Source organism: Mesorhizobium sp. M0184, assembly GCF_040322215.1.
Taxonomy (GTDB): domain Bacteria; phylum Pseudomonadota; class Alphaproteobacteria; order Rhizobiales; family Rhizobiaceae; genus Mesorhizobium.
Map to the genome: position 1 here is coordinate 235,982 of NZ_JAMYSZ010000001.1, position 22,045 is coordinate 258,026.

The window sequence follows — 22,045 nt, forward strand, 5'->3', positions numbered from 1 at the left end:
AAAAAATGACAATTCTTCTGATTGCCGAACACGACAACGCTGCGCTTTCCGACCAGACCGCCAAGGCGCTTTCGGCGGCGCTGCAGATCGCTTCGGACGTGCATGTGCTGGTTGCCGGCAAAGGTGCCAAGCCGGCAGCGGACGCCGCCGCCAAGCTCAAGGGCGTCACCAAGGTGCTGCTCGCCGACGCCGACGAACTGACCGAGCGTCTCGCCGAACCGCTGGCGGCACTCGTCGTTTCGCTTGCTGAGCCATACGAGACGATCATCGCGCCGGCGACCTCGTCGGGCAAGAACGTCGCGCCCCGCGTGGCGGCGCTGCTCGATGTCGCCCAGATATCTGAAATCATCGAAGTCGTGTCGCCCGACACCTTCAAGCGGCCGATCTATGCCGGCAACGCCATCCAGACGGTGCAGTCCAGTGACGCCAAGAAGGTCATCACGGTGCGTACCGCTTCCTTCCAGGCAGCGCCCGAGGGCGGTTCCGCGCCGGTCGAGACGGTCCAGGCGGCGGCCAATCCCGGCCTGTCGAGCTTTGTCGAGAACAAGCTCTCCGAGACCGACCGTCCAGAGCTGACCTCGGCCAAGATCATCATCTCGGGCGGCCGTGCGCTGGGCTCCTCCGAGAAGTTCCAGGAGGTCATCCTGCCGGTCGCCGACAAGCTCGGTGCGGCGGTTGGCGCATCTCGCGCCGCCGTCGATGCCGGCTATGCGCCGAACGACTGGCAGGTCGGCCAGACCGGCAAGGTGGTAGCGCCCGACCTTTATATTGCCGTCGGCATCTCCGGTGCCATCCAGCACCTTGCCGGCATGAAGGATTCGAAGGTGATCGTTGCCATCAACAAGGACGAGGAAGCGCCGATCTTCCAGGTCGCCGACTACGGTCTCGTCGGCGATCTCTTCGTCATTCTGCCGGAACTGCAAAAGGCGCTTTGACGCCTTCTGCCAAAGCGTATTAAATTCTGAGGGGTGGGGTAGACGAAGTCGCCCCGCCCTTTTAGTTTGCACTGCACAAAAAACGGGCCGCAAAGGCCTCGACGGGATCGGGTAATGAGCAAGATCGAGACGATCGGCATCATCGGCGCGGGCCAGATGGGTGGCGGCATCGCCCATGTGTCGGCGCTGGCGGGCTATAAGGTGCTGGTTTACGATATTTCGCCCGACCGCATCGAAAAGGGCATCGCTACGATCAGCGGCAACATGGCCCGTCAGGTCGGCTCCGGCAAACTCGAGGAAAAGCTGCGCAATGAGGCGATGGCGCGCATTTCGGCGGCACCGGCCATGGCCGACCTTGCGGGCGCCGATCTGGTGATCGAAGCAGCGACCGAGGACGAGACGGTCAAGCGCAAGATCTATGCCCAGCTCTGCCCGCAGCTCAACCCCGAGGCCATCCTGGCGACGAACACGTCATCGATCTCGATCACACGGCTGGCTTCGCAGACCGACCGGCCGGAACGCTTCATCGGCATACATTTCATGAATCCGGTTCCGGTGATGAAGCTGGTCGAACTGGTGCGCGGCATCGCCACCGAGGACCAGACCTTCGAGGCGGCAAAAACCTATGTGAAGCAGCTCGACAAGACGATCACCGTCTCGGAGGATTTCCCGGCCTTCATCGTCAACCGCATCCTGCTGCCGATGATCAACGAGGCGATCTACACGCTCTATGAAGGTGTCGGCTCGGTCGACGCCATCGATACCGCCATGAAGCTCGGCGCCAACCATCCGATGGGGCCGCTGCAGCTTGCCGATTTCATCGGGCTCGATACCTGCCTGTCGATCATGCAGGTGCTGCATGACGGGCTGTCGGATTCGAAATACCGCCCCTGCCCGCTGCTGGTCAAATATGTCGAGGCCGGCTGGCTCGGCCGCAAGACCGGGCGCGGCTTCTACGACTATCGCGGCGAGCATCCCGTTCCGACACGCTGATCGCCTCGCTACCAGCGCACAAAAAGTCGTCCGCCGAGCGCCCCGAGCACGGCAAGGATGGCGACCGCGATCGTATACCAGGTGCCGACGAAAAGCGGCGAATCGTCGAAGCAATGCGCCGCATAGAAGGTCGCCGCCAGCCCGCCGGCAAGCAGGCCCGCGGCCGCACCGGCAAGCACCGGCCTTGTCGGCGCGCCATGGCGCAGCACCGCGAGAAAGACGGCAAGCGGGCCGATCCCGATCAACGGAATGAAGGTCAAGCAGATGACCATGTTCGTGCCGACCAGGCGCGTGCCCCAGTCGGACGCAGGCACGGCGAAGAGTTCGAGAATCACAGCCACAATCACCAGCAGCGGCGCGGCGACCATCCAGCTCACCGCCCGGCCGGTCGATGCACCGGGCGTCGACAGCCCACGCACCAGGACAAAGGCGCTGGCGGCAAGAGCAATCGTGAAGACGAATTTGGACAGGAACCGCATCGTGTGCATGGCGATCGCAATGTCGGGGCGCGGGCCGATCGTCAGCCAGAAAACCGCGGCCGCGATCACGATGGCCGCGCCGGCGGCAAGCCACCAGGCGGTGCCTAGCGGCAGCGCCCTGCTGCGGGCATCGGCGTCGAGCGCCTTGATGAAATCTTTGGTCCTCATGTTATTCCCGCCCCGCCCTGAACCGTTTGGCAATGGCGGCAAGCCCGCGGTGCAGTGACACCCGCACAGCCGTCTCGCTGATGCCGAATTTGGCCGCGGTCTCACCGATTGACCGGCCTTCGACCGATACGGCCGAGACGACGGAACGCTGTGCCGGCGGCAGGCTGTCGAGCGCCCGGTTGACGTCGCGCTCGCTCACCGTCTCCGATTCCGGCTCGGCAAAGGTCTCGGCGATTTCGTCGATCTCGATCTCGATCCGCCGACCGCGCCGCCGGAACGCATCGATCAGCTTGAAGCGGGCTATTGCATAGACCCAAGGCAGCACCGGCGCATCATGGCGCCAGGTGTGTCGTTTCACATGAATGGCCAGCAAGGTTTCCTGCACGACATCCTCGGGATCCACCCCGCCCTGCACGATCTTGCGCCGGGCAAAGCCACGAACGAGCGCGGCGATCCGGTGCAGAAAGTCGGCATAGGCCCTTTCGTCTCCGGCGATCGCGGCCCGCAGCAGCCGTGAAAGCTCGGCTTCGTCCTTGCCGCTCACAAGAGTTCACTCCCCGATATTCGCGTCTCGGCGCTGATTTGTTACGGGGCCGGCGAAATAATGTCCAAGGCAAATTAGCTGAGCATCACGAAAGTTTGCTCCTTTTGAGCGATTGAGTGGGCCAGCAATGTTGACTGCACCAGTCAAGTATTGGTAGGTGCAGCGTGCCAAGCCAAAGACCATCGAAATCGAGGACGACGCCATGAAATATGCTCTTTCCGCCCTTGCCGGTGCGACAGCACTTGCAATCAGCCTGATCGCCGGCCCGGCAATAGCAGAGGACGAGGGCATCGTCGTCTACAACGCCCAGCACGAAAACCTGACCAAGGCCTGGGCGGAGGGATTCACCAAGGAAACCGGCATCAAGGTTACCGTCCGCAATGGCGGCGACAGCGATTTCTCCAATCAGATCGTTGCGGAAGGCACCGCTTCGCCCGCCGATGTATTCCTGACGGAGAATTCGCCGGCCATGGCATTGGTCGAGGCGGCCGGCCTGTTCGCACCGGTCGACACCGAGACGTTGGCCCAGGTTCCGCAGGAGTACCAGCCGGCGAGCGGCAAATGGGTCGGCGTCGCCGCGCGCAGCACCGTCTTTGCCTACAACAAGACCAAGCTGAGCGCCGACCAGCTGCCCAAATCGCTGCTCGATCTCGCCGATCCGAGCTGGAAGGGCCGCTGGGCCGCTTCGCCCTCCGGCGCCGATTTCCAGGCGATCGTCAGCGCGCTTCTGCAGCTCAAGGGTGAGGCGGCGACGGCCGAATGGCTGAAGGCGATGAAGGAGAATTTTACCGCCTATAAGGGCAACAGCACGGTGATGAAGGCGGTCAATGCCGGCGAGGTCGAAGGCGGCGTGATCTATCACTATTACTACTACGGCGATCAGGCCAAGACCGGCGAGAACAGCAAGAACGTCGAGTTGCACTATTTCAAGCATCAGGATCCCGGTGCTTTCGTCTCGATTTCCGGCGGCGGCGTGCTGGCCTCGAGCAAGCACCCGAAGGAAGCGCAGGCTTTCCTGAAATGGGTCACCGGCAATGGCGGCCAGGACGTGCTGAAAACAGGCGATTCGTTCGAATACGCAGTCGGCAAGGGCGCCGAGTCCAATCCGAAGCTGGTGCCGCTGGCCGATCTGCAGGCGCCGAAAGTCGACCCGACGACGCTGAACTCGAAAAAGGTGACCGACCTGATGACGGCGGCCGGCTTGCTTTAGCCGGCGTTCGTCCTAAAAGGGCAACCGACTGCGCTCCTGTGGGAATTCGCTTTCCACAGGAGCGCTCTGTTTTCAAGATGGCATTTGCCTATGACCACAAGCTACCCGCGAGATTATCCGCCGCCGATCGTTTCCGCCTCCGGGCGGAGCTGGCGCAACGTCTGATCTGATGCAATCCGCGATCGATCTCGCACGCCCAGGCTTGCCGGCCGACGCCACGGCCGTGCGGGCACGTCGTTGGTCGGTCTCATGGATTGCGTTGGCTGCCGTCTTTGTCTCGCTTTTCGCGCTGCTGCCGCTTGCCTTCATCGTCTGGGTGGCGGTGCAGACCGGCTGGGAAACGGTGGCGGCGCTGGTGTTCAGGCCGCGCGTCGGCGAACTTCTGGTCAACACCAGCCTGCTGGTGGTGTTGGCGGTGCCGATCTCGATCGTGCTGTCGGTCATGCTGGCCTGGCTGACCGAGCGCAGCGATCTGCCGGGTGCCCGCCTATGGGCCTGGCTGTCGGTGGCGCCGCTCGCCATTCCGGCCTTCGTCCACAGTTACGCCTGGGTCACCATGGTGCCCAGACTGCACGGCCTGTGGGCCGGCGTGCTTGTGTCGGTCATCGCCTATTTCCCCTTCCTTTATCTGCCGGTGGCGGCGGCATTGCGCCGGCTCGATCCCGCTCTCGAGGATGCAGCGGCAGCCCTTGGTCTCGGCCCGTGGCGTGTGTTCAGGCGCGTCGTGCTGCCGCAGCTCCGGCTCGCCATTTGCGGCGGCTCCCTGCTGGTCGGCCTGCATCTCCTGGCCGAATACGGGCTCTATGTCTTCATCCGCTTCGACACCTTCACCACCGCGATCGTCGACCAGTTCCAGTCGACCTTCAACGGTCCCGCCGCCAACATGCTGGCCGGCGTGCTGGTGACCTGCTGCCTTGTGCTGCTCGGGCTGGAGGTGCTGGTGCGCGGCGAGGAGCGCTATGCCCGCGTCGGTTCAGGTGCTGCGCGCCAGCAGCAGCGCACGGGCCTTGGGCGCGCCACCATTCCTTGCCTGCTGCTGCCTGCCATTACCACGCTGCTGGCGCTCGGCGTGCCGTTCGCCACTATCGGCCGCTGGCTCATGGCCGGCGGCGCCGATGTCTGGCGGCTCGACGAGATCGGCCTGGCGCTTGGCCAAACGCTGTTCCTAGCAATTGCCGGCGCGCTGCTCGCCACCGTCGCGGCAATGCCGATGGCGTGGATTTCGATCCGCGCGCCGGGGCGGCTGCAACGCGTCCTGGAGGGCTGCAACTATATCGTCGGCGCGTTGCCCGGCGTTGTCATCGCCCTGGCGCTGGTCACCATCGCAGTGCGTATCGCCATGCCGCTCTACCAGACCCTGTTCACCATCCTGGTCGCCTATGCGCTGATGTTCCTGCCGCGCGCCCTGATTAGCCTCAGGGCGTCGATCGCACAGGCGCCAGTCGAGCTCGAACGCGCCGCCTCCAGCCTCGGCCGGTCGCCGCTCAAGGCGCTGTGGTCGACGACCATCCGCCTGTCGGCGCCGGGCGCCGCAGCCGGCATGGCGTTGGTCGCGCTGGGTATCATGAACGAATTGACCGCAACCCAGATGCTGGCGCCCAACGGCACCCGCACGCTGGCCATGGCGTTCTGGTCCTATAGCGGCGAGATCGACTATGCGTCGGCGGCGCCTTATGCCCTGATCATGGTGGCGATGTCGCTGCCTTTGACTTGGTTGCTCTACGTCCAGTCGAAGCGGATGGCCGGGCGATGAGCTTTCTCGAGCTGAGCGGCATCCACAAGCACTACGGGCCCGTCGCAGCACTTGCCGGCGTCGACCTCAGCGTGGCCAGCGGCAGCCGTACGGCAATCGTCGGGCCGTCCGGTTGCGGCAAGACCACGTTGCTGCGGCTGATCGCCGGCTTCGAGGCGCCGGACCAGGGCCGCATCGTGCTCGATGGCGAGGTGCTGGCCGATGGCGACACGGCCGTGCCGGCGCATCGCCGCGGCATCGGGCTGGTGGCGCAGGACGGCGCTCTATTCCCGCATCTGAGCATCGCCGCCAATATCGGCTTCGGCATGGGGCGTCACGAGGAAAAGCGCAGTGAGCGCATCGCCGAGCTCGCCTATGTCGTCGGGCTGGACAAAGGTATCCTGAAGCGCCGGCCGCACGAACTCTCCGGTGGCCAGCAGCAGCGCGTCGCGCTCGCCCGCGCCATGGCCATGAAGCCGCGGCTGATGCTGCTCGACGAGCCGTTCTCGGCGCTCGACACCGGCCTGCGCGCCTCGATGCGAAAGGCCGTGGCCGAGCTCCTTGAAACCGCCGGCATCACCACCATCCTGGTCACCCACGACCAGGCCGAGGCGCTGTCATTCGCCAGCCAGGTCGCGGTGATGCGCGACGGCAAATTCTCGCAGGTCGGCACGCCGCGCGAGCTCTATTTCAAGCCGAAGGACAGGATGGTCGCCGAGTTCCTTGGCGACGCCATCGTCCTGCCGGCAAGGATCGCCGATGGCTTCGCCATCTCGCCGCTCGGCCGCATCGCTGTCGACAGCTCGGAGCGGCGCGACGTCGCCCGCATCATGCTGCGGCCGGAGCAGGTGTTGCTGAAACGCACATCGCGTGAAGGCATGTCCGGCACGCCGGACATGCTGTTCGGCGAGGTGACGGAATCGGAGTTCGCCGGCTCGATGTGCACCATCGCGGTGCGTCTGTTGAACAGCCCCGATCCGCCCGACGCTGCCGCCATCGGCAACACGCCATTGATCCTGCGCAAGCCGGGCATGGACGCGCCGGCGATCGGCGAGATCGTCCGGCTGACCGTGTCGGGCAAGGCGCATGTGTTTGGCTGAACGGTTTTGCGCAAGGCCGACTTCAATCGACCCGTTTGCCCGCCTGATCGAACCAATGCAGCTTTTCGGACCTGGCCACGACGCGCAATTGGTCGCCTGGCTTGGCGCTGGCGCGGCCTGAGACGCGCACCACGATGCGGCTGCCGGCTGCCACGCAATGGAGAAAGCTTTCGGCACCGACCGGTTCGACCGCTTCCACTGTTGCCGGCAGCGCGAGCGCGCCGGCCGGCGCCTCTGCCGCGAAGGTGATGTCGGCGTCCTCCGGACGAAAGCCTAGTGTCACTGCCTTGCCCTGTCGAGGCGCCAAGCCAATCACAGTACCGTCCGCCAATACCGAGCTTGGGGAGGCCCCTGTGAGCGCCAGCAGATTCATCGGCGGTGCGCCTATGAACGAGGCGACGAAGGTCGAAGCCGGTTTTTCGTACACATCAAGCGGCGCGCCGGTCTGCTCGACCAGGCCGGCGTTCATGACGACGAGGATGTCGGCCAGCGTCATCGCCTCAAGCTGGTCGTGCGTGACATAAACCGAGGTGACGCCAAGCGAGCGCTGCAGATTCTTGATCTCGATGCGCATCTGCCCGCGCAATTTCGCATCGAGGTTGGACAGCGGTTCGTCGAACAGGAAGACCTTCGGGTTGCGCACGATGGCGCGACCCATGGCGACGCGTTGGCGCTGACCGCCGGAAAGCTCGCGCGGGCGCCGGTCGAGCAGCGCCGAAAGCTCCAGCACCTTGGCAGTCGAGCGTACCCTGCTGTCGATCTCGTCATTCGGCGTGCCGCGGTTGCGCAGGCCATAGGCCATGTTGTCATAGACCTTCATATGTGGGTAGAGCGCGTAGTTCTGGAACACCATGGCGATGTCGCGCTCGGTCGGGCCAATGGGGTTGACCACCTTGCCGTCGATGGCGACTGTACCGGCAGAAATCGTCTCCAGCCCGGCGATCATCCTCAGCAGCGTAGACTTGCCGCAGCCGGAGGGGCCGACCAGCACGCAAAGCTCCTTGTCGGGAATGGCGATGGAAACGCCCTTCACGGCCTCGACGCCGCTGGGATAGATTTTCCTGACATCCTTCAGATCCACGGTCGCCATCGGCTTCTCACTTTTCGGATTCGACCAGACCGCGCACGAACCAGCGTTGCATCAGCACGACCACCAGGATCGGCGGCACGATGGCCAGCATTGCCGTGACCATCACCAGGTGCCATTGGGTGTCGGCATCGGCGAAGGAAACCATCTTTCTCAGCGCGATGACGATGGTGTTCATGTCGTTGCTGTTGGTGACGAGCAGCGGCCAAAGATACTGCGTCCAGCCATAGATGAAGAGGATCACGAACAGCGCGGCGATGTTTGTCCGCGACAGCGGCACCAGAATATCGAAAAAGAAGCGCCATGGCCCGGCACCGTCGACACGCGCCGCCTCGACCAATTCGCCCGGTATGGTCATGAAGAACTGGCGAAACAGCAGCGTTGCGGTGGCCGAGGCGATCAGCGGGACGATCAGGCCGGCATAGGTGTCGATCATGCCGAGATCGACCATCACCTTGTAGGTCGGAAGGATGCGCACCTCGACTGGAAGCATCAAGGTGATGAAGATCAGCCAGAAGAAGGTCATGCGCAGCGGAAAGCGAAAGAACACGATCGCGTAGGCCGACAGGATCGAGATGAAGATCTTTCCCACCGCAACGCCGAGCGCCATGATCGTGGTGTTGAGGAGCAGCCTGCCGACGCTGACCCCGCCGATACGACCGATGCCGCCGAACAGCGCCTCGCTGTAATTGTTCCATAGCTGGCCGCCGGGCAAGAGCGGCAGGGGCGGCCTGAGGATCGTTTGCAGCGTGTGCGTCGAGGCAACGAAGGTGTAGTAGATCGGAAAAGCCACGATCAATATGCCGAGGATGAGCACGGCATGGGCGATGAAGGTGCGGAGCGGGGACTGGCCGATCATCGCTGCCCTCAGCCGTAATGGACTTTGCGTTCCACATAGCGGAACTGGATCGCTGTGAGCGCAATGACGATGGCCATCAGGATGACCGACTGCGCCGCCGAATCGCCCAGGATCAGATTGACGAAGCCGTCATTGTAGACCTTGTAGACCAGCGTCTCGGTCGTCTTGCCCGGCCCGCCGCCGGTGACGGCATGAACGATGCCGAACGTGTCGAACAGGGCATAGACGGTGTTGACGACCAGCAGGAAAAAGCTTGTCGGCGCAAGCAGCGGGAAGACGATGGTCCAGAAGCGCTTGGTTTCGCCGGCGCCGTCCATGGCCGCCGCTTCGATCAGCGTTTTCGGCACCGCCTGCAGGCCGGCGACGAAGAACAGGAAGTTGTAGCTGATCTGCTTCCAGGCAGCAGCCGACACCAGCAGGATCATGGCGTGGGTGCCGTTGAGCAGCGGGTCCCATACGATGCCGAGGCTTCTCAGCAAATAGGCCAACGAGCCGATCGAGGGATTGAACAGGAAAAGCCAAAGCATGCCGGCAATCGCCGGCGCCACGGCGTAAGGCCATATCAACAGTGTGCGGTAGAGGCCTTTGCCGCGCACGGCCTTCTCGGCCATGACCGCGAGCAGCAGGGCCACAACCATGGCAACGATCGCGGTCGCAAGAGAGAACACTACTGTGACCTTGATCGAGTTGAGGTAGGCCGGATCGGCCAGCACCTTCCGGAAATTGGCAAACCAGACGAACCTGCTCTTCAGCCCGAACGGGTCTTGCCTGAGCATCGACTGGTAAAGCGCCTGACCGGCCGGCCAGTAGAAGAAAACCAGGGTGATGGCGAGTTGTGGCGCCACCAGCAGGTAGGGCAGGATCTTGTTGGGAAAGACGACGCGTGGAGACAGGCTGATTTCCCTCGCTATCCAGGTATCGCCCACGCGAGCTCGCGCGGGCGATATTCCAACCGACTAACCGAGATAATCCCGTCAGTTCTCCAGCGCTTCCTTGATCGCCGCGTTGCCGCGCGCAACCGCATTGTCGAGTGCCTGCTGGGCGGTTTGCTGGCCGGCCAGCATCTTCTCCAGCTCCTCGTTCTGGATATCGCGCACCTGCGGCAGATTCGGCAGGCGCACGCCCTTCGAATTGTCGGTCGGCGACTTGCCGATCATCTGCAGGATGGGTGTCTCGCGGCCGGGGTTCTTGTCATAGAAGCCTGATTTCTTCGTCGCCTCATACGCGGCGAGCGTCACAGGCAGGTATCCCGACTTCTGGTGCAGATATTCCTGCACATCGGTCTTGGACAGATAGGCAAAGAAGGCGGCGACACCCTTGTATTCCTCGTCCGACTTGTTGCCGAACACCCAGAGGCTGGCACCGCCCGGCGTCGTGTTCTGCGGGGCACCCTTGGCGTCACTGTCGTAAGGAAGCTGGCCGATGCCATAGTTCATGCCGGACTTGACGATATCGCCGAGGCCGCCCGACGATTCGGTGAAGATGCCGCATTCGCCGGCGAGGAATATCTGCTTGGCTTCGGAGGTGCGCCCGCCATATTTGAATGTGCCGTCCTTGGCCAGGTCAGCGACCGCCTGGAAGTGGTTGACGAAAATCGGCGCATTGATCTTGAGTTCGACATCACCTCCAGCCAGGCCATTCTGCTGGGTGGCCCAAGGCACGTCATTCCACGCCGCGAAATTCTCCAGGTGGATCCAGGTCAGCCAGGTCGAGGTATAGCCGCAAGGGGCGGCGCCGCTCGTCTTGATCTTCTTGGCAGCTTCCCACACCTCGTTCCACGTCTTGGGCGGATTGTTCACGTCGAGGCCTGCCTTCTGGAAGATGTCCTTGTTGTAGTAGAGGATCGGCGAGGAAGAGTTGTAGGGGAACGATAGCATGGTGCCGTCCGGCTTCGAATAATAGCCGACGATGCCGGGCAGATACTGGCTCTTGTCGAAAGTCATCCCGGCCCCGGTCATCACATCGGCCACCGGCTTTATCGCACCCTCGGCCGCCATCATCACGCCGGTGCCGACGTCGAACACCTGGAGGATGTCGGGCGCTTGCCCGGCACGAAAGGCAGCGATGCCGGCATTCAGCGTCTCCGGATAGGTGCCCTTGAACACCGGAACGAGCTCATAGTCGCTCTGGCTGGCGTTGAAATCCTTGGAGATCTTGCCGACGACCTCGGCGTTGGCGCCGGTCATGGCGTGCCACCAGCTGATCTGCGTGACGGCGAAGGCGGAGGTGGTGGAAAGCAGGGTCACGGTGGCGGCGATACCGGCCGCAAAGCCGAAGAACTTCATGTTTCATCTCCCGTTTGTCATTGGCGAAAGGGGCACTTCCGCAAAGCCAATATGTGGCGCTGATGACAATCGGACAACGGTTTTATTGCGGATCAATGAACATCATTCCTTCCTAAAGTGCACTCGCTACCGAAACCGGGCGCCAGAAATCACATCACCGTCTTTTCGGCGCAGCGGCGTCGGTTTCCCCCGAAAAGACCCGCCTCATGGCCCGCGGGTTAACCATTCGTTAAAATCTCCAAGAGCTAATCAGTCACACCTCCCCTGTTAGTTTTGGCAGACCGAGTGAACCAGGATGCTGACGGTCTATAATTGTATTGTAAGTCAGCACGATCCGAGACTGGTTGCGCTTGCCGCACTCATCTGTGGAATTTCTTGCTTCTCAGCGGTTAATCTCCTTAAGCATGTCGGCCGATCGACCGAGCGAAACCGGCTTGTCTGGCTGATGATCGCCGCGGCCTCGACCGGGTTCGGCATATGGGCGACGCATTTCATCGCCATGACCGCGTTTACGCCGGGAATACCGAACGCATACAATCCGGGATTATCCGCCTTTTCGCTTGCCGCCGCCGTTATCATGACCGCGCTTGGGATGTGGGTCGCCACCTTGCGCCGCGGCATCGACCATTTCCTCGTCGGTGGCGCCATTCTGGGCGGCGCCATCGCGACGATGCACTACATCGGCATGGCAGCTTTCGAGGTCGAAGGCCGGGTCGTATGGAACCTGCTCCTTGTCGCGATATCGCTTCTGGCCGGCGTGACCCTCGCGGCACTGGCGCTCCTTGTCGTCTTGCGCCGTCCGTCAGCGCTCGCGACTTTCGGCGGCGCCGCGCTTTTGACGCTGGCGATTTGCAGCTTGCATTTCATCGCGATGGCTGCGGTGTCGATCATTCCGGATTCCTCGATTGAAATATCCGAACATTCCATCGAGCCCATTTCCCAGGCCTTTGCCGCAGCGGTCGCCAGCCTGATAATCCTTGTGCTATCGGGTGCCGCGCTGTGGATCGACCTGCGCTTTCGCCGCCAGAAGCTCGAGGCCGATCGCATGCACGATCTCGCCAATGCGGCGGTGGAAGGTCTGATCGTTTGCGATGGCACCCGCATTGTCAGCGCCAATGACAGTATGGCGAGGCTGACCGGAACAGCGACAGCCACCCTGAACACGATGCAATTCGGCGAGCTTTTCGACGGACAGAGCGCAGCCGATATGTCCGGCTTCGGCGAACAGGCGCAGGAAGCGAAGTTAAGGGGCAGCGACGGGGCGAGAATTCCTGTCGAGCTGATCGCCAGGAAAATCACCTACTGCGGCAGGCCCCATACGGTGCTTGCCGTTCGCGACATCCGTGAGCGCAAGAAGGCAGAACAAGAGATCCTCCGCCTCGCGCATTTCGATCCGCTTACCGGGCTTGCCAATCGGCGGAGCTTTTCTTCCCGGCTGGAAGCAGAATTCGCCTCGATGGATCGTGGCGGCAAGGATGGACATCTGGCGCTCCTGCTGCTTGACCTTGACCGGTTCAAGCAAGTCAACGACCTCTATGGCCACGGGGCCGGCGATGCTATGCTGCAGAAGCTGGCGCACTGCATTTCCGGCATCCCGCGCCACGGACAGATGCTCGCGCGTCTCGGCGGCGATGAATTTGCCATCATAGCTCCGAACCTCCCCGACCCCCTGGCCGCAGGCCGGATAGCCGAGGACTTGCTGGCGGCGATCCGGGAGGAAAACAGGGTTTCGGTCGGCTCCGGCCTCGTCTCGGCCAGCATCGGCATCGCCTTCTTTCCGCTGGATGCCGAAGACCAGGCCGGCCTGATCAGCCATGCCGACACGGCACTCCATCGCGCCAAAACCGAAGGCAGGGACACTTATCGGTTTTTCGAGATAGCCATGGGCACCGCGGCCCGCGACAAGCGCGTGATGGAGCATGAATTGCGCCAGGCGATCGCCCGCAAGGAGTTCCACCTCGTCTATCAGCCGCAGAAGGAGATCCGCGGCGGCAGGATGATCGGCTTCGAAGCCCTGGTCCGTTGGCAGCACCCTGAGCGGGGTGACATTTCTCCGGCCGTTTTCATCCCCGTGGCCGAGGACAGTGGCGCTATCGCGCAGATCGGCGACTGGGTGCTGACGACGGCTTGTAACGATGCTGTTCGCTGGACAAACCCGCTGATGGTCGCCGTCAACGTCTCCGCCGTGCAACTTCACAATCCGAACTTCAGCCGCAAGGTGCACGACGCGTTGACGAGATCCGGCCTGGCCCCCGGCAGGCTCGAACTGGAGATCACCGAAACGGCCCTGGTGAAGGACATGCCGCGCGCGCTGGCAACCTTGAGGCAGGTCAAGGCGCTTGGCGTGCATGTGGCGATGGACGATTTTGGCACCGGCTATTCTTCGCTGTCCAACCTCAGCGCCTTTCCCTTCGACAAGATCAAGATCGACGGGTCGTTCATCAAATCGGTCGACAAGAACGCCCAGTTCGCGGCGATCGTTCGCGCCGTGCTGGGGCTTGGACGCGGTCTCGGCCTACCGGTTCTGGCAGAAGGCATCGAGACGCCGGGTGAATTGCAGTTCCTGGACGCCGAGGCTTGCGAGATCGGGCAAGGCTACTACCTCGGCAAACCGGCTCCGATCGAGACATTCGGGGAACTGACGGGCGTGGCCGCTCCGGCAATCCGCACCGCCAGCCGACGCGGCGCAAGCATTGCCGTGCTCAAGCCGCGCCTGCGCACGGTCTGAGCCTATCCCGGCTGAAGCGCCGCCTCGACCAGACGCTTGGCATCCGGCCCCGACCATTCGGCCGGGCCATTCATATGGGCGATCAGGCAGCCTTGCCCATCGATCAGCATGGTGACCGGCAGACCGAGCGCCAGGCCGCGCGTCTTGACGTCGTTGAACAGCGCCATCGTGGCATCGCGATAGTGGCCGAGCGACTTGACGCCGGTGTCCTCCAGGAACTTCCTCGGTTTGGCATCGTCGCCGGCATCGACGTTGACGGCAACAACCTGAAACGCATCGCTGCCCATCTCCTTCTGCAGCGCATCGAGCGCCGGCATTTCGGCGCGGCAAGGTGCGCACCATGTCGCCCACAGATTGAGCAGCACCGTCTTGTCGGCATGATCGGCGATCGTTGTCGGCTTGCCGTCGGGGCCGTTGAAGGCAAGGCTTTTCAGCGATTGCGGCGGATCCGCCGGCAAAAGCGCGGCAACCTGGCCGGTGGCAGCGGCGGCGATCTTCTTGGCACGGTCGTTCTTGGCGGCGCAGGCGACGTCGTCCTTGCCGCCGCCGGCGGCCACTTGCGCGGGCGCCTTGTTGCCAGAACTGCTTTCCCTGACATATACCGCGACCGCGCCGGCCAGCACGCCCGCAACCAAAGCGGCGAGGATGAGACGCAAAGCCGGGAAAAATCTATTGCCGTCTGCCATTTTTGAAAAACTGCTCCGGAGCACGGGTTATAGCGATGAACGACAAGAAGGCCAGCAACCAGATGTGGGGCGGACGTTTTGCCTCGGGTCCGGCCGCAATCATGGAAGCGATCAACGCGTCGATCTCGTTCGACCGCAAACTCTATGCGCAGGATATTCGCGGCTCGATCGCCCATAGCCAGATGCTGGCGCAAACGGGCATTATTTCGGCGGCCGATCAAGAAAAAATCGCTCACGGGCTGAACACGATCCTCGCAGAGATCGAGGCCGGCACATTCGAGTTCTCGAGCAGGCTGGAAGACATCCACATGAATGTCGAGGCCCGTCTGGCCGATTTGATCGGCCCCGCCGCCGGCCGCCTGCATACCGCCCGCTCGCGCAACGACCAGGTGGCGGTCGACCTCAGGCTGTGGGTCAAGGACGAATGCTTTCGTGTCGCCGAGGCGCTGAAGGGCCTGATCACGGCGTTCCTGGATCGGGCCGAGGAGCATGCGGCAACGGTGATGCCGGGCTTCACCCACATGCAGGCGGCGCAGCCGGTGACCTTCGGCCACCACTGCATGGCTTATGTCGAGATGTTTGCACGCGACCTGTCTCGCGTCCGCGATGCGATTGAGCGGATGGATGAAAGCCCGCTCGGCGCCGCCGCCCTTGCCGGCACCAGCTTTTCCATCGACCGGCACCAGACGGCGAAGGCGCTTGGCTTCCGCGAGCCGATGCGCAATTCGCTCGACAGTGTTTCGGACCGCGATTTCGCGCTCGAGTTCCTGGGCTTGGCGGCGATCTGCGCGACGCATCTGTCGCGGCTGGCCGAAGAGATCATCATCTGGTCGACGCCGCAATTCGGCTTCGTCAGGCTATCGGATAGTTTCTCGACGGGTTCGTCGATCATGCCGCAGAAGAAGAACCCGGACGCTGCCGAACTGGTGCGCGGCAAGACCGGCCGCGTCACCGGCCATCTCGTCGGCCTGCTGACGGTAATGAAGGGCATGCCGCTGACCTATGGCAAGGACATGCAGGAAGACAAGGAATCCGTCTTCGACGCGGCCGAGACGCTCGACCTGATGCTGGCGGCAATGACCGGCATGGTGCGCGACATGACGGTGAACACTGCCGCGATGAAAAAGGCGGCTGGCGCCGGCTATTCGACTGCGACCGACCTCGCCGACTGGCTGGTGCGCACGCTCGGCCTGCCGTTCCGCGAGGCGCACCATATCACTGGCCGGGCGGTGGCGCTGGCCGAGGACAGGAAGATCGGGCTCGACAGGCTTTCGCTGGAGGATCTGCAGTCCATTCACCCCGGTATCAGCGCCGACGTGTTTTCGGTTCTTGCCGTGCAGAATTCTGTAAAGAGCCGCACGAGCTTCGGCGGCACCGCGCCGTCCGAGGTGCGCAAGCAGATCCGCTACTGGAAAAAGCGGCTCGCCAAGGCGTAAGACGCGGGGTGCAATGGCCGCAAAACTCGGCTAGAAGCGGCTGCGGGCAACAGTTTCGGACGGATGGCACGATGACCGGAAGCAGGATTTTGGTGACGCTGACACTGCTGGCGGCAATGGCCACCGTTGCGGCCTGCGGCAGGAAGGCTGCGCTCGACACGCCGTACGCGGCAGCCGTGCAGGCCCGCAAGGACGCCGAGAAGGCCAAGCAACCTTTGCCGCCGGAGCCGGAAAAACCTGTCGAGGACAAGAAATTCATCCTCGACCCGCTGCTCTGATTTTTTCGGACCAATCTCGTGAACCATTTTGACTACCGCGACGGCGCGCTGCATGCCGAGGACGTGGCGATATCAGACATCGCCGCCAGCGTCGGCACGCCGTTCTACTGTTATTCGACGGCGACGCTGACCAGGCATTTTCGCGTCTTCACCGAGGCCTTTGCCGGGCTCGATGCTCTCGTCTGCTATGCCATGAAGGCGAATTCCAACCAGGCCGTGCTGAGGGTGCTGGCAAGGCTCGGCGCCGGCGCCGACGTGGTCTCGGAGGGCGAATTGCGCCGCGCTTTGGCGGCCGGCATCCCGGCAAGCAAGATCCTGTTTTCGGGCGTCGGCAAGACCGCGCGCGAAATGGATTTTGCGCTCTCGGCCGGCATTCTCTGTTTCAACGTCGAATCCGAACCGGAGCTGGAGCTGCTGTCGGCCCGCGCCACCGCGCTGGGCAAGATCGCGCCGATCTCGCTGCGCATCAATCCGGATGTCGACGCCAGGACGCACAAGAAGATTTCGACTGGGAAGGCCGAGAACAAATTCGGCATTCCGTGGCAGCATGCGCGGAAGGTCTATGCGCGCGCGGCTGAGCTGCCGGGCATCAAGGTCACCGGCATAGACACCCATATCGGCAGCCAGATCACCGAATTGCAGCCCTTCGACGACGCCTTTGCGCTGCTGGTGGAGCTGGTCGGCGCCTTGCGCTCCGACGGTCATGCCATCGAGCACATCGATGTCGGCGGCGGCCTTGGCATTCCCTACCGCGTCGACAACAACCCGCCGCCTTTGCCCGATGCCTATGCCCGGATCGTCAGGAAGCATGTTGCCAAACTTGGGCTGAAAGTGATGTTCGAGCCAGGCCGGCTGATCGTCGGCAATGCCGGCATCCTGGTCTCGCAGGTGATCTTCGTGAAGGAGGGCGACGCCAAGAACTTCCTCGTCGTCGACGCCGCGATGAACGATCTGATCCGGCCGACGCTTTACGACGCTTTCCACGACATCAAGCCGGTGGCGCAGCAGCCGGCCGCTGCACCACGCATGAAGGTCGACGTCGTCGGCCCGGTTTGCGAGACCGGCGACTATCTCGGGCTCGACCGTGACCTGCCCCGGCTGCAATCCGGCGACCTGATCGCTGTCTCCACCGCCGGCGCCTATGGCGCCGTTCAGGCCGGCACCTACAATACCAGGCTGCTGGTACCGGAAGTGCTGGTCGACGGCGACCGCTTCCACGTTGTGCGCCCGCGCCAGACCTATGACCAGCTGATCGGACTGGATTCGGTGCCGGACTGGTTGGAGTAGACCATGATCCCGAACCGAAGGTCCGCGTCAGCGAAAAGTGGAAACCGGTTTTCGGAACCGATCATGGTCAAACAAAAATAGATACCTGAGCGCTACAGCCGGTGCTGAATGAGCGCCCTGGTTTCGGCGATCCTGTCTTCGTTCCGGCGATAGAATATCCACTGCTTGATGCGCTTGCTACGCAAAAGCCCTGTCTGGGTGAGCACGCGCATATGCTCGCTGAGCGTTGCCTGGGTGATCCCCAGCTTTTCCGCGATCAGCAGCGCGCAGACGCCGTCCTCGACCAGATCGCCGTCCGCCTGCGGCGGAAAATGCGCGCGCGGGTCCTTCAGCCAATCGAGGATCTGCAGCCTGCGCTCGTTGGCGATTGCTTTGAAGACATCGACCTCTTGCATTTAGGCACTTTGCCAAGTTACTAAGTAATGTCAACTCTGAATGTCAATTCTGGGAGTGAAAGCATGCTGCACGGCCACACGATCACACGCGAGCGCATTGCGGCGATAGAACCCCGCATCCGGCCCTTCGTGCGCCACACGCCGGTGCTACGCGTCGACATGGCCGATTTCGGCCGCCCGCCTCTGCCTGTCGACCTGAAGCTTGAGTGCTTGCAGCATTCCGGCTCGTTCAAGGCGCGTGGTGCGTTCACCAATCTCCTCGAACGGCCGGTTCCTGCGGCCGGCGTCGTCGCCGCGTCGGGCGGCAATCACGGCGCCGCCGTCGCCTATGCCGCCATGCGACTCGGCCACAAGGCGACCATCTTTGTTCCCGAAGTGAGCCCGCAGGCCAAGCTGGACCGCATCCGCGGCTACGGCGCCGAGCTGATCGTCGGCGGCGCCCGTTATGCCGAGGCGCTGGCCGCCAGCGAGAGCTTCGCCGAAAAATCCGGCGCGCTGCAGATCCACGCCTTCAACCAGGAGGAGACGCTGGTCGGGCAAGGCACGCTCGGCCTCGAGATCGAGGCCGACCTGCCGAAGCTCGACACCCTGCTGGTCGCCGTCGGCGGCGGCGGGCTGATCGGCGGCATCGCTGCCTGGTTTTCCGGCCGCATCAGGATAATCGCGGTCGAGCCGGAGGGTGCGCCGACGCTTCATCGCGCCTTCGAGGCGGGCCGACCCGTCGACGCGCCGGCTGAGGGCATCGCCGCCGATTCGCTCGCGCCAAAGCGTGTCGGCGAAATGATGTTTCCTATCGCCGAGGCATTCGTCGAGCGCTCGATCCTGGTCGGCGACGACGACATTATCGCCGCCCAGGCGGCGCTGTGGGACCGCGTGCGAATCATCTCCGAGCCGGGCGGTGCGGCCGCCTTCGCGGCGCTCCTGTCCGGCCGCTACGCACCGGCTGCAGGCGAGCGCGTTGCCGTACTGGTCTGCGGCGCAAACTCCAATCCGGCGAAATTCTGACAATATCCGGGGCATTATTGTTCACGTTTTGGGGAACCGCCTCGCCTTCGCCGTGTTTGTTGGTATCCTTGGGGCGATGTGCATCCGCTTGGACGCACGAAGTACGCGCTAAGATTTTAGGTCTTCGCATCGTGCTTCCCGAAAATCGACTTTTCGGGCCCATGCGATAGACTCGTGAGGCCTGGGCTATCCCGCCCGGCCAGGAAGGGCCGATGACACAACGACCCATTTTCACCAGCGATCGCAGTCTGGCCAGGCGCCTTGCCTTGAGCCGGCTGGGGACGCAGGTCTCGATAATCGTCGAACGCGGCTGGCCATTGCTGCTGCCACTGATCATCGTCGCCAGCCTGTTCCTCAGCATTTCGTGGCTCGGCCTGTTCCCATTTTTGCCCGATCTGGCGCGGATCGGTCTTATCGCGGCATTCGGCGTCGCAGCGCTTGCCGCACTCTATCCACTGCGTTTCTTCCGCACGCCATCCAGTGCCGAGGTCGACCGCCGCATCGAGGCGGCCAACCGATTGCTGCACAGCCCGGTGCAGGTCCAGACCGATCGCCCGAGCGGCAAGGAAAGCATTTTTTCGCAAGCCCTGTGGCGCGAGCATCAGCGGCGCATGGCGGACCAGCTGGGCGAGCTTGGCGGCGACGTGCCGCGCACACGCGTGCCGGAACGCGACCCGTGGGCGCTGCGCGCCGTTGCCGCGCTTTTGTTGGTCACTGCCTTTGCCTTCTCCTTCGGGCCATCGGGCGGCAGGCTGAGCGACGGTTTTGTTGCCCGTGCCGCCCGCGACGTCGTGCCGCCGCGCATTGATGCCTGGGTGACGCCGCCGGCCTATACCGGCAGGCCGCCGGTATTCCTGAACGCCCCGGTCCTGGCCAACAACGCCACTCAAGCGCCGCCGACCTTCACGGTTCCGGAGGGCAGCGATGTGTCGCTGCGCGTCACCGGCGGTTCGGGCGAGGAAACTCTGAGCTACGCCGACACCGGCGGCAACACCCGCGCCATCGATCCGACCGGACCGCAAGCCGCCAAGACTGAGGCAAGTCCGGCAACGCCTTCCACCGTGCGCCAGTTCAGCGGCAAGTTAACGGCCGACGGCACGCTGACGCTGCAGTCCAGCGACGGCGAGCTCGGCCGCTGGGCCTTCGCCATAATTCCCGACAAGCCGCCGCAGATCCGCTTTGTCGGCGAGCCGAAGCGCGCCGTCAACGGCGCCTTCGAACTCAACTACCAGATCGACGACGACTATGGCGCGGCCTCCGCCAAGGCGGTTTTCGCATTGGCCGATCCGCAAGTGCCCAACGCGCATCCGCTCTATGGCCCGCCGGAAATGCCGCTGACGTTGCCGCGCCGCGGCGGCAAGGCCAATGCCGCTAAGACGACGAAGGATCTGACCGACCATGTCTGGGCAGGTGGCAACGTCAAGCTGTCGCTTGTCGCCACCGACGGTGCCGGACACACGGCGACCAGCGAAACCAAGACGCTGGTGATGCCGGAGCGGCCATTCTCCAGCCCGTTGGCGCGGGCTGTGGTCGAGCAGCGCCGCATACTGGCGCTCGACGCCTATGCCAAGGACCGCGTGCTCGACCTGATGGATGCAATCACGCTCAGGCCGGAAGACACGTTCGACAACATGGCGCACTACCTCGCCATCATGAGCGCCCGCACCCGGCTGAAGATGGCCGACAGCGACGACCAGTTGCGCGACGAGGTCGCTTACCTCTGGGAGATCGCGCTCGGCATCGAGGAAGGCAATCTGTCGGCGGCCGAGAAGCGGCTGCGTCAGGCGCAGCAGGCGCTGCAGGATGCGATCAAGAACGGCGCCAGCGACCAAGAGATCGAGAAGGCGATGAAGGAACTGCGCGAGGCGATGAACCAGTTCCTGCAGGAATTCGCGGCGCGGGCGCAGCAGAATCCGAATGCGCCACAGATGCAGCAGAACGGTCAGGAACTGCGCCAGAGCGACATCGACCGCATGATGGACCAGATCGAGAACCTGGCGAAATCCGGCAATCGCGACCAGGCGCAGCAATTGCTGTCCGAGTTGCAGGACATGATGAACAATCTGCAGGCAGGCCGCCAGCAGCAAGGCGGCCAGCAAGACAGCGAGATGCGCCAGCAGATGGACAAGCTGGGCGAGATCATGCGGCGCCAGCAGGAGATGATGAACGACACTTTCCGTATGGACCAGATGCAGCGCGGCCAGCAACAGCGCGGGCAGAACCGCGACGAGCAGCTCGGCGAGAACGGTGAGCCAGGCCCGATGGGCGAAGAGGGCAAACCCGGCCCGGGTGACGACCGCGATCCGCTCGGCCGGCCGAAGCCGATGACGCCGCAGGAATTTGCTGATGCGCTGAAGCAATTGCAGGAAGGCCAGGGCAAGCTGCAGGGCGAGCTCGATCAATTGAGGAAGAGCCTCGAAGGCATGGGCCTCGACCCCAATGAGGGGTTTGGCGAGGCCGGCAAATCCATGGGCAATGCCGAACAGGCGCTCGGCGAGGGCGAAGGCGATCAGGCCGTCGGTCACCAGGGCCGCGCATTGGAAGCCTTGCGCAGGGGCGCCAAGGACATGATGAAGCAACTGCAGGCGATGCAAGGCGACCAGGGCGGCAACGGGCAGGGCGGACGCCAGCAGAATGCCGACCGTGACCCGCTCGGGCGGCCCCGCACCAGCGAGGGTCCCGATGACGGAAGTTCGGTGAGAGTGCCTGACGAGATCGATGTGCAGCGTGCCCGCCAGATCCTCGAAGCGATCCGCAAGCGGCTCGGCAACGCACTCAGCCCCGATATCGAGCGCAGCTATCTGGAGCGGTTGCTGGAGCTGAAGTAAGGCTGCCCCC

At 63.4% G+C, this 22,045-nt stretch carries 19 protein-coding genes; 11 read left to right on the forward strand and 8 right to left on the reverse strand.

Annotation, left to right across the window (positions count from 1 at the left end):
- Positions 1-5 precede the first annotated feature (5 nt).
- Positions 6-935: an electron transfer flavoprotein subunit alpha/FixB family protein gene (locus tag NKJ23_RS01195; RefSeq protein WP_352677733.1), complete on the forward strand. Its 930-nt coding sequence runs from the start codon at positions 6-8 to the stop codon at positions 933-935.
- Positions 936-1,049: 114 nt separating this feature from the next.
- Entirely contained in the window at positions 1,050-1,928 is an 879-nt protein-coding gene (locus NKJ23_RS01200) for a 3-hydroxybutyryl-CoA dehydrogenase (protein ID WP_023677945.1), read from the forward strand.
- Between the two features lie 8 nt (positions 1,929-1,936).
- Here the strand turns inward: NKJ23_RS01200 and NKJ23_RS01205 are convergent, their stop codons facing one another.
- Entirely contained in the window at positions 1,937-2,575 is a 639-nt protein-coding gene (locus tag NKJ23_RS01205) for an NrsF family protein (RefSeq protein WP_352677735.1), read from the reverse strand.
- Position 2,576: 1 nt separating this feature from the next.
- Entirely contained in the window at positions 2,577-3,119 is a 543-nt protein-coding gene (locus NKJ23_RS01210; protein ID WP_023677943.1) for a sigma-70 family RNA polymerase sigma factor, read from the reverse strand.
- Positions 3,120-3,321: 202 nt separating this feature from the next.
- Between NKJ23_RS01210 and NKJ23_RS01215 the strand changes: the two genes are divergently transcribed.
- From NKJ23_RS01215 to NKJ23_RS01225, 3 genes are all read left to right on the forward strand, one after another.
- Positions 3,322-4,329 (forward strand): iron ABC transporter substrate-binding protein, encoded by a 1,008-nt coding sequence (locus NKJ23_RS01215; protein WP_352452473.1) that lies wholly within the window; start codon positions 3,322-3,324, stop codon positions 4,327-4,329.
- Positions 4,330-4,498: 169 nt separating this feature from the next.
- Positions 4,499-6,082: an ABC transporter permease gene (locus NKJ23_RS01220; protein ID WP_352577202.1), complete on the forward strand. Its 1,584-nt coding sequence runs from the start codon at positions 4,499-4,501 to the stop codon at positions 6,080-6,082.
- A complete protein-coding gene (locus NKJ23_RS01225) occupies positions 6,079-7,161 on the forward strand; it encodes an ABC transporter ATP-binding protein (RefSeq protein WP_352677737.1) in 1,083 nt (360 codons plus the stop codon). The genes NKJ23_RS01220 and NKJ23_RS01225 overlap by 4 nt, the downstream gene beginning before the upstream one ends.
- Before the next feature lie 22 nt (positions 7,162-7,183).
- On the opposite strand, the gene ugpC is transcribed toward NKJ23_RS01225, so the two are convergent.
- The 4 genes from ugpC to ugpB all read right to left on the reverse strand — a co-directional run bounded on the left by ugpC (position 7,184) and on the right by ugpB (position 11,392).
- Positions 7,184-8,251, reverse strand: coding sequence for a sn-glycerol-3-phosphate ABC transporter ATP-binding protein UgpC (gene ugpC, locus NKJ23_RS01230; protein ID WP_352677739.1), 1,068 nt, complete (start codon positions 8,249-8,251; stop codon positions 7,184-7,186).
- Positions 8,252-8,258: 7 nt separating this feature from the next.
- Positions 8,259-9,107 carry a sn-glycerol-3-phosphate ABC transporter permease UgpE gene (gene ugpE / locus NKJ23_RS01235; RefSeq protein ID WP_352570555.1) on the reverse strand — a complete coding sequence of 283 codons (849 nt, stop codon included), beginning with the start codon at positions 9,105-9,107 and terminating at the stop codon, positions 8,259-8,261.
- Between the two features lie 8 nt (positions 9,108-9,115).
- Positions 9,116-10,000, reverse strand: a complete 885-nt coding sequence (ugpA, locus tag NKJ23_RS01240; protein WP_352678081.1) for a sn-glycerol-3-phosphate ABC transporter permease UgpA — start codon at positions 9,998-10,000, stop codon at positions 9,116-9,118.
- An 81-nt stretch (positions 10,001-10,081) separates the two neighbouring features.
- Entirely contained in the window at positions 10,082-11,392 is a 1,311-nt protein-coding gene (ugpB, locus tag NKJ23_RS01245) for a sn-glycerol-3-phosphate ABC transporter substrate-binding protein UgpB (protein WP_352677741.1), read from the reverse strand.
- Positions 11,393-11,687: 295 nt separating this feature from the next.
- Here ugpB and NKJ23_RS01250 point away from each other — a divergent pair, with 295 nt between their 5' ends.
- Positions 11,688-14,120: a bifunctional diguanylate cyclase/phosphodiesterase gene (locus tag NKJ23_RS01250; RefSeq protein ID WP_352677742.1), complete on the forward strand. Its 2,433-nt coding sequence runs from the start codon at positions 11,688-11,690 to the stop codon at positions 14,118-14,120.
- Between the two features lie 2 nt (positions 14,121-14,122).
- On the opposite strand, the gene tlpA is transcribed toward NKJ23_RS01250, so the two are convergent.
- On the reverse strand, positions 14,123-14,806 hold the full coding sequence (gene tlpA / locus NKJ23_RS01255) for a thiol:disulfide interchange protein TlpA (RefSeq protein ID WP_352677744.1): 684 nt from the start codon (positions 14,804-14,806) through the stop codon (positions 14,123-14,125).
- 35 nt (positions 14,807-14,841) lie between these two features.
- On the opposite strand from tlpA, the gene argH reads away from it, so the two are divergent.
- The 3 genes from argH to lysA all read left to right on the forward strand — a co-directional run bounded on the left by argH (position 14,842) and on the right by lysA (position 17,807).
- A complete protein-coding gene (gene argH / locus NKJ23_RS01260) occupies positions 14,842-16,242 on the forward strand; it encodes an argininosuccinate lyase (RefSeq protein ID WP_352677745.1) in 1,401 nt (466 codons plus the stop codon).
- Between the two features lie 71 nt (positions 16,243-16,313).
- The gene (locus NKJ23_RS01265) at positions 16,314-16,520 is read left to right on the forward strand and encodes a hypothetical protein (RefSeq protein ID WP_023677931.1); all 207 of its coding nucleotides are present in this window, start codon (positions 16,314-16,316) and stop codon (positions 16,518-16,520) included.
- Between the two features lie 18 nt (positions 16,521-16,538).
- Positions 16,539-17,807, forward strand: coding sequence for a diaminopimelate decarboxylase (lysA, locus tag NKJ23_RS01270; protein ID WP_352677746.1), 1,269 nt, complete (start codon positions 16,539-16,541; stop codon positions 17,805-17,807).
- Positions 17,808-17,899: 92 nt separating this feature from the next.
- Here lysA and NKJ23_RS01275 read toward each other — a convergent pair whose 3' ends face one another.
- Complete coding sequence (locus NKJ23_RS01275) at positions 17,900-18,202, reverse strand: ArsR/SmtB family transcription factor (protein ID WP_352677748.1); 303 nt, start codon at positions 18,200-18,202, stop codon at positions 17,900-17,902.
- 63 nt (positions 18,203-18,265) lie between these two features.
- Here NKJ23_RS01275 and NKJ23_RS01280 point away from each other — a divergent pair, with 63 nt between their 5' ends.
- Positions 18,266-19,207, forward strand: a complete 942-nt coding sequence (locus NKJ23_RS01280; protein WP_352570560.1) for a threonine/serine dehydratase — start codon at positions 18,266-18,268, stop codon at positions 19,205-19,207.
- Positions 19,208-19,419: 212 nt separating this feature from the next.
- On the forward strand, positions 19,420-22,035 hold the full coding sequence (locus NKJ23_RS01285; RefSeq protein ID WP_352677750.1) for a TIGR02302 family protein: 2,616 nt from the start codon (positions 19,420-19,422) through the stop codon (positions 22,033-22,035).
- Positions 22,036-22,045: the final 10 nt, after the last annotated feature.

Excerpts from the sequence above, each read along its gene's own strand:
- NKJ23_RS01195 (WP_352677733.1), top strand. The coding sequence starts at position 6 with ATGACAATTCTTCTGATTGCCGAACACGACAACGCTGCGCTTTCCGAC.
- NKJ23_RS01200 (WP_023677945.1), top strand. The coding sequence starts at position 1,050 with ATGAGCAAGATCGAGACGATCGGCATCATCGGCGCGGGCCAGATGGGT.
- NKJ23_RS01205 (WP_352677735.1), bottom strand. The coding sequence starts at position 2,575 with ATGAGGACCAAAGATTTCATCAAGGCGCTCGACGCCGATGCCCGCAGC.
- NKJ23_RS01215 (WP_352452473.1), top strand. The coding sequence starts at position 3,322 with ATGAAATATGCTCTTTCCGCCCTTGCCGGTGCGACAGCACTTGCAATC.
- NKJ23_RS01220 (WP_352577202.1), top strand. The coding sequence starts at position 4,499 with ATGCAATCCGCGATCGATCTCGCACGCCCAGGCTTGCCGGCCGACGCC.
- NKJ23_RS01225 (WP_352677737.1), top strand. The coding sequence starts at position 6,079 with ATGAGCTTTCTCGAGCTGAGCGGCATCCACAAGCACTACGGGCCCGTC.
- ugpC (WP_352677739.1), bottom strand. The coding sequence starts at position 8,251 with ATGGCGACCGTGGATCTGAAGGATGTCAGGAAAATCTATCCCAGCGGC.
- ugpE (WP_352570555.1), bottom strand. The coding sequence starts at position 9,107 with ATGATCGGCCAGTCCCCGCTCCGCACCTTCATCGCCCATGCCGTGCTC.
- ugpB (WP_352677741.1), bottom strand. The coding sequence starts at position 11,392 with ATGAAGTTCTTCGGCTTTGCGGCCGGTATCGCCGCCACCGTGACCCTG.
- NKJ23_RS01250 (WP_352677742.1), top strand. The coding sequence starts at position 11,688 with ATGCTGACGGTCTATAATTGTATTGTAAGTCAGCACGATCCGAGACTG.
- tlpA (WP_352677744.1), bottom strand. The coding sequence starts at position 14,806 with ATGGCAGACGGCAATAGATTTTTCCCGGCTTTGCGTCTCATCCTCGCC.
- argH (WP_352677745.1), top strand. The coding sequence starts at position 14,842 with ATGAACGACAAGAAGGCCAGCAACCAGATGTGGGGCGGACGTTTTGCC.
- NKJ23_RS01265 (WP_023677931.1), top strand. The coding sequence starts at position 16,314 with ATGACCGGAAGCAGGATTTTGGTGACGCTGACACTGCTGGCGGCAATG.
- NKJ23_RS01275 (WP_352677748.1), bottom strand. The coding sequence starts at position 18,202 with ATGCAAGAGGTCGATGTCTTCAAAGCAATCGCCAACGAGCGCAGGCTG.
- NKJ23_RS01280 (WP_352570560.1), top strand. The coding sequence starts at position 18,266 with ATGCTGCACGGCCACACGATCACACGCGAGCGCATTGCGGCGATAGAA.
- NKJ23_RS01285 (WP_352677750.1), top strand. The coding sequence starts at position 19,420 with ATGACACAACGACCCATTTTCACCAGCGATCGCAGTCTGGCCAGGCGC.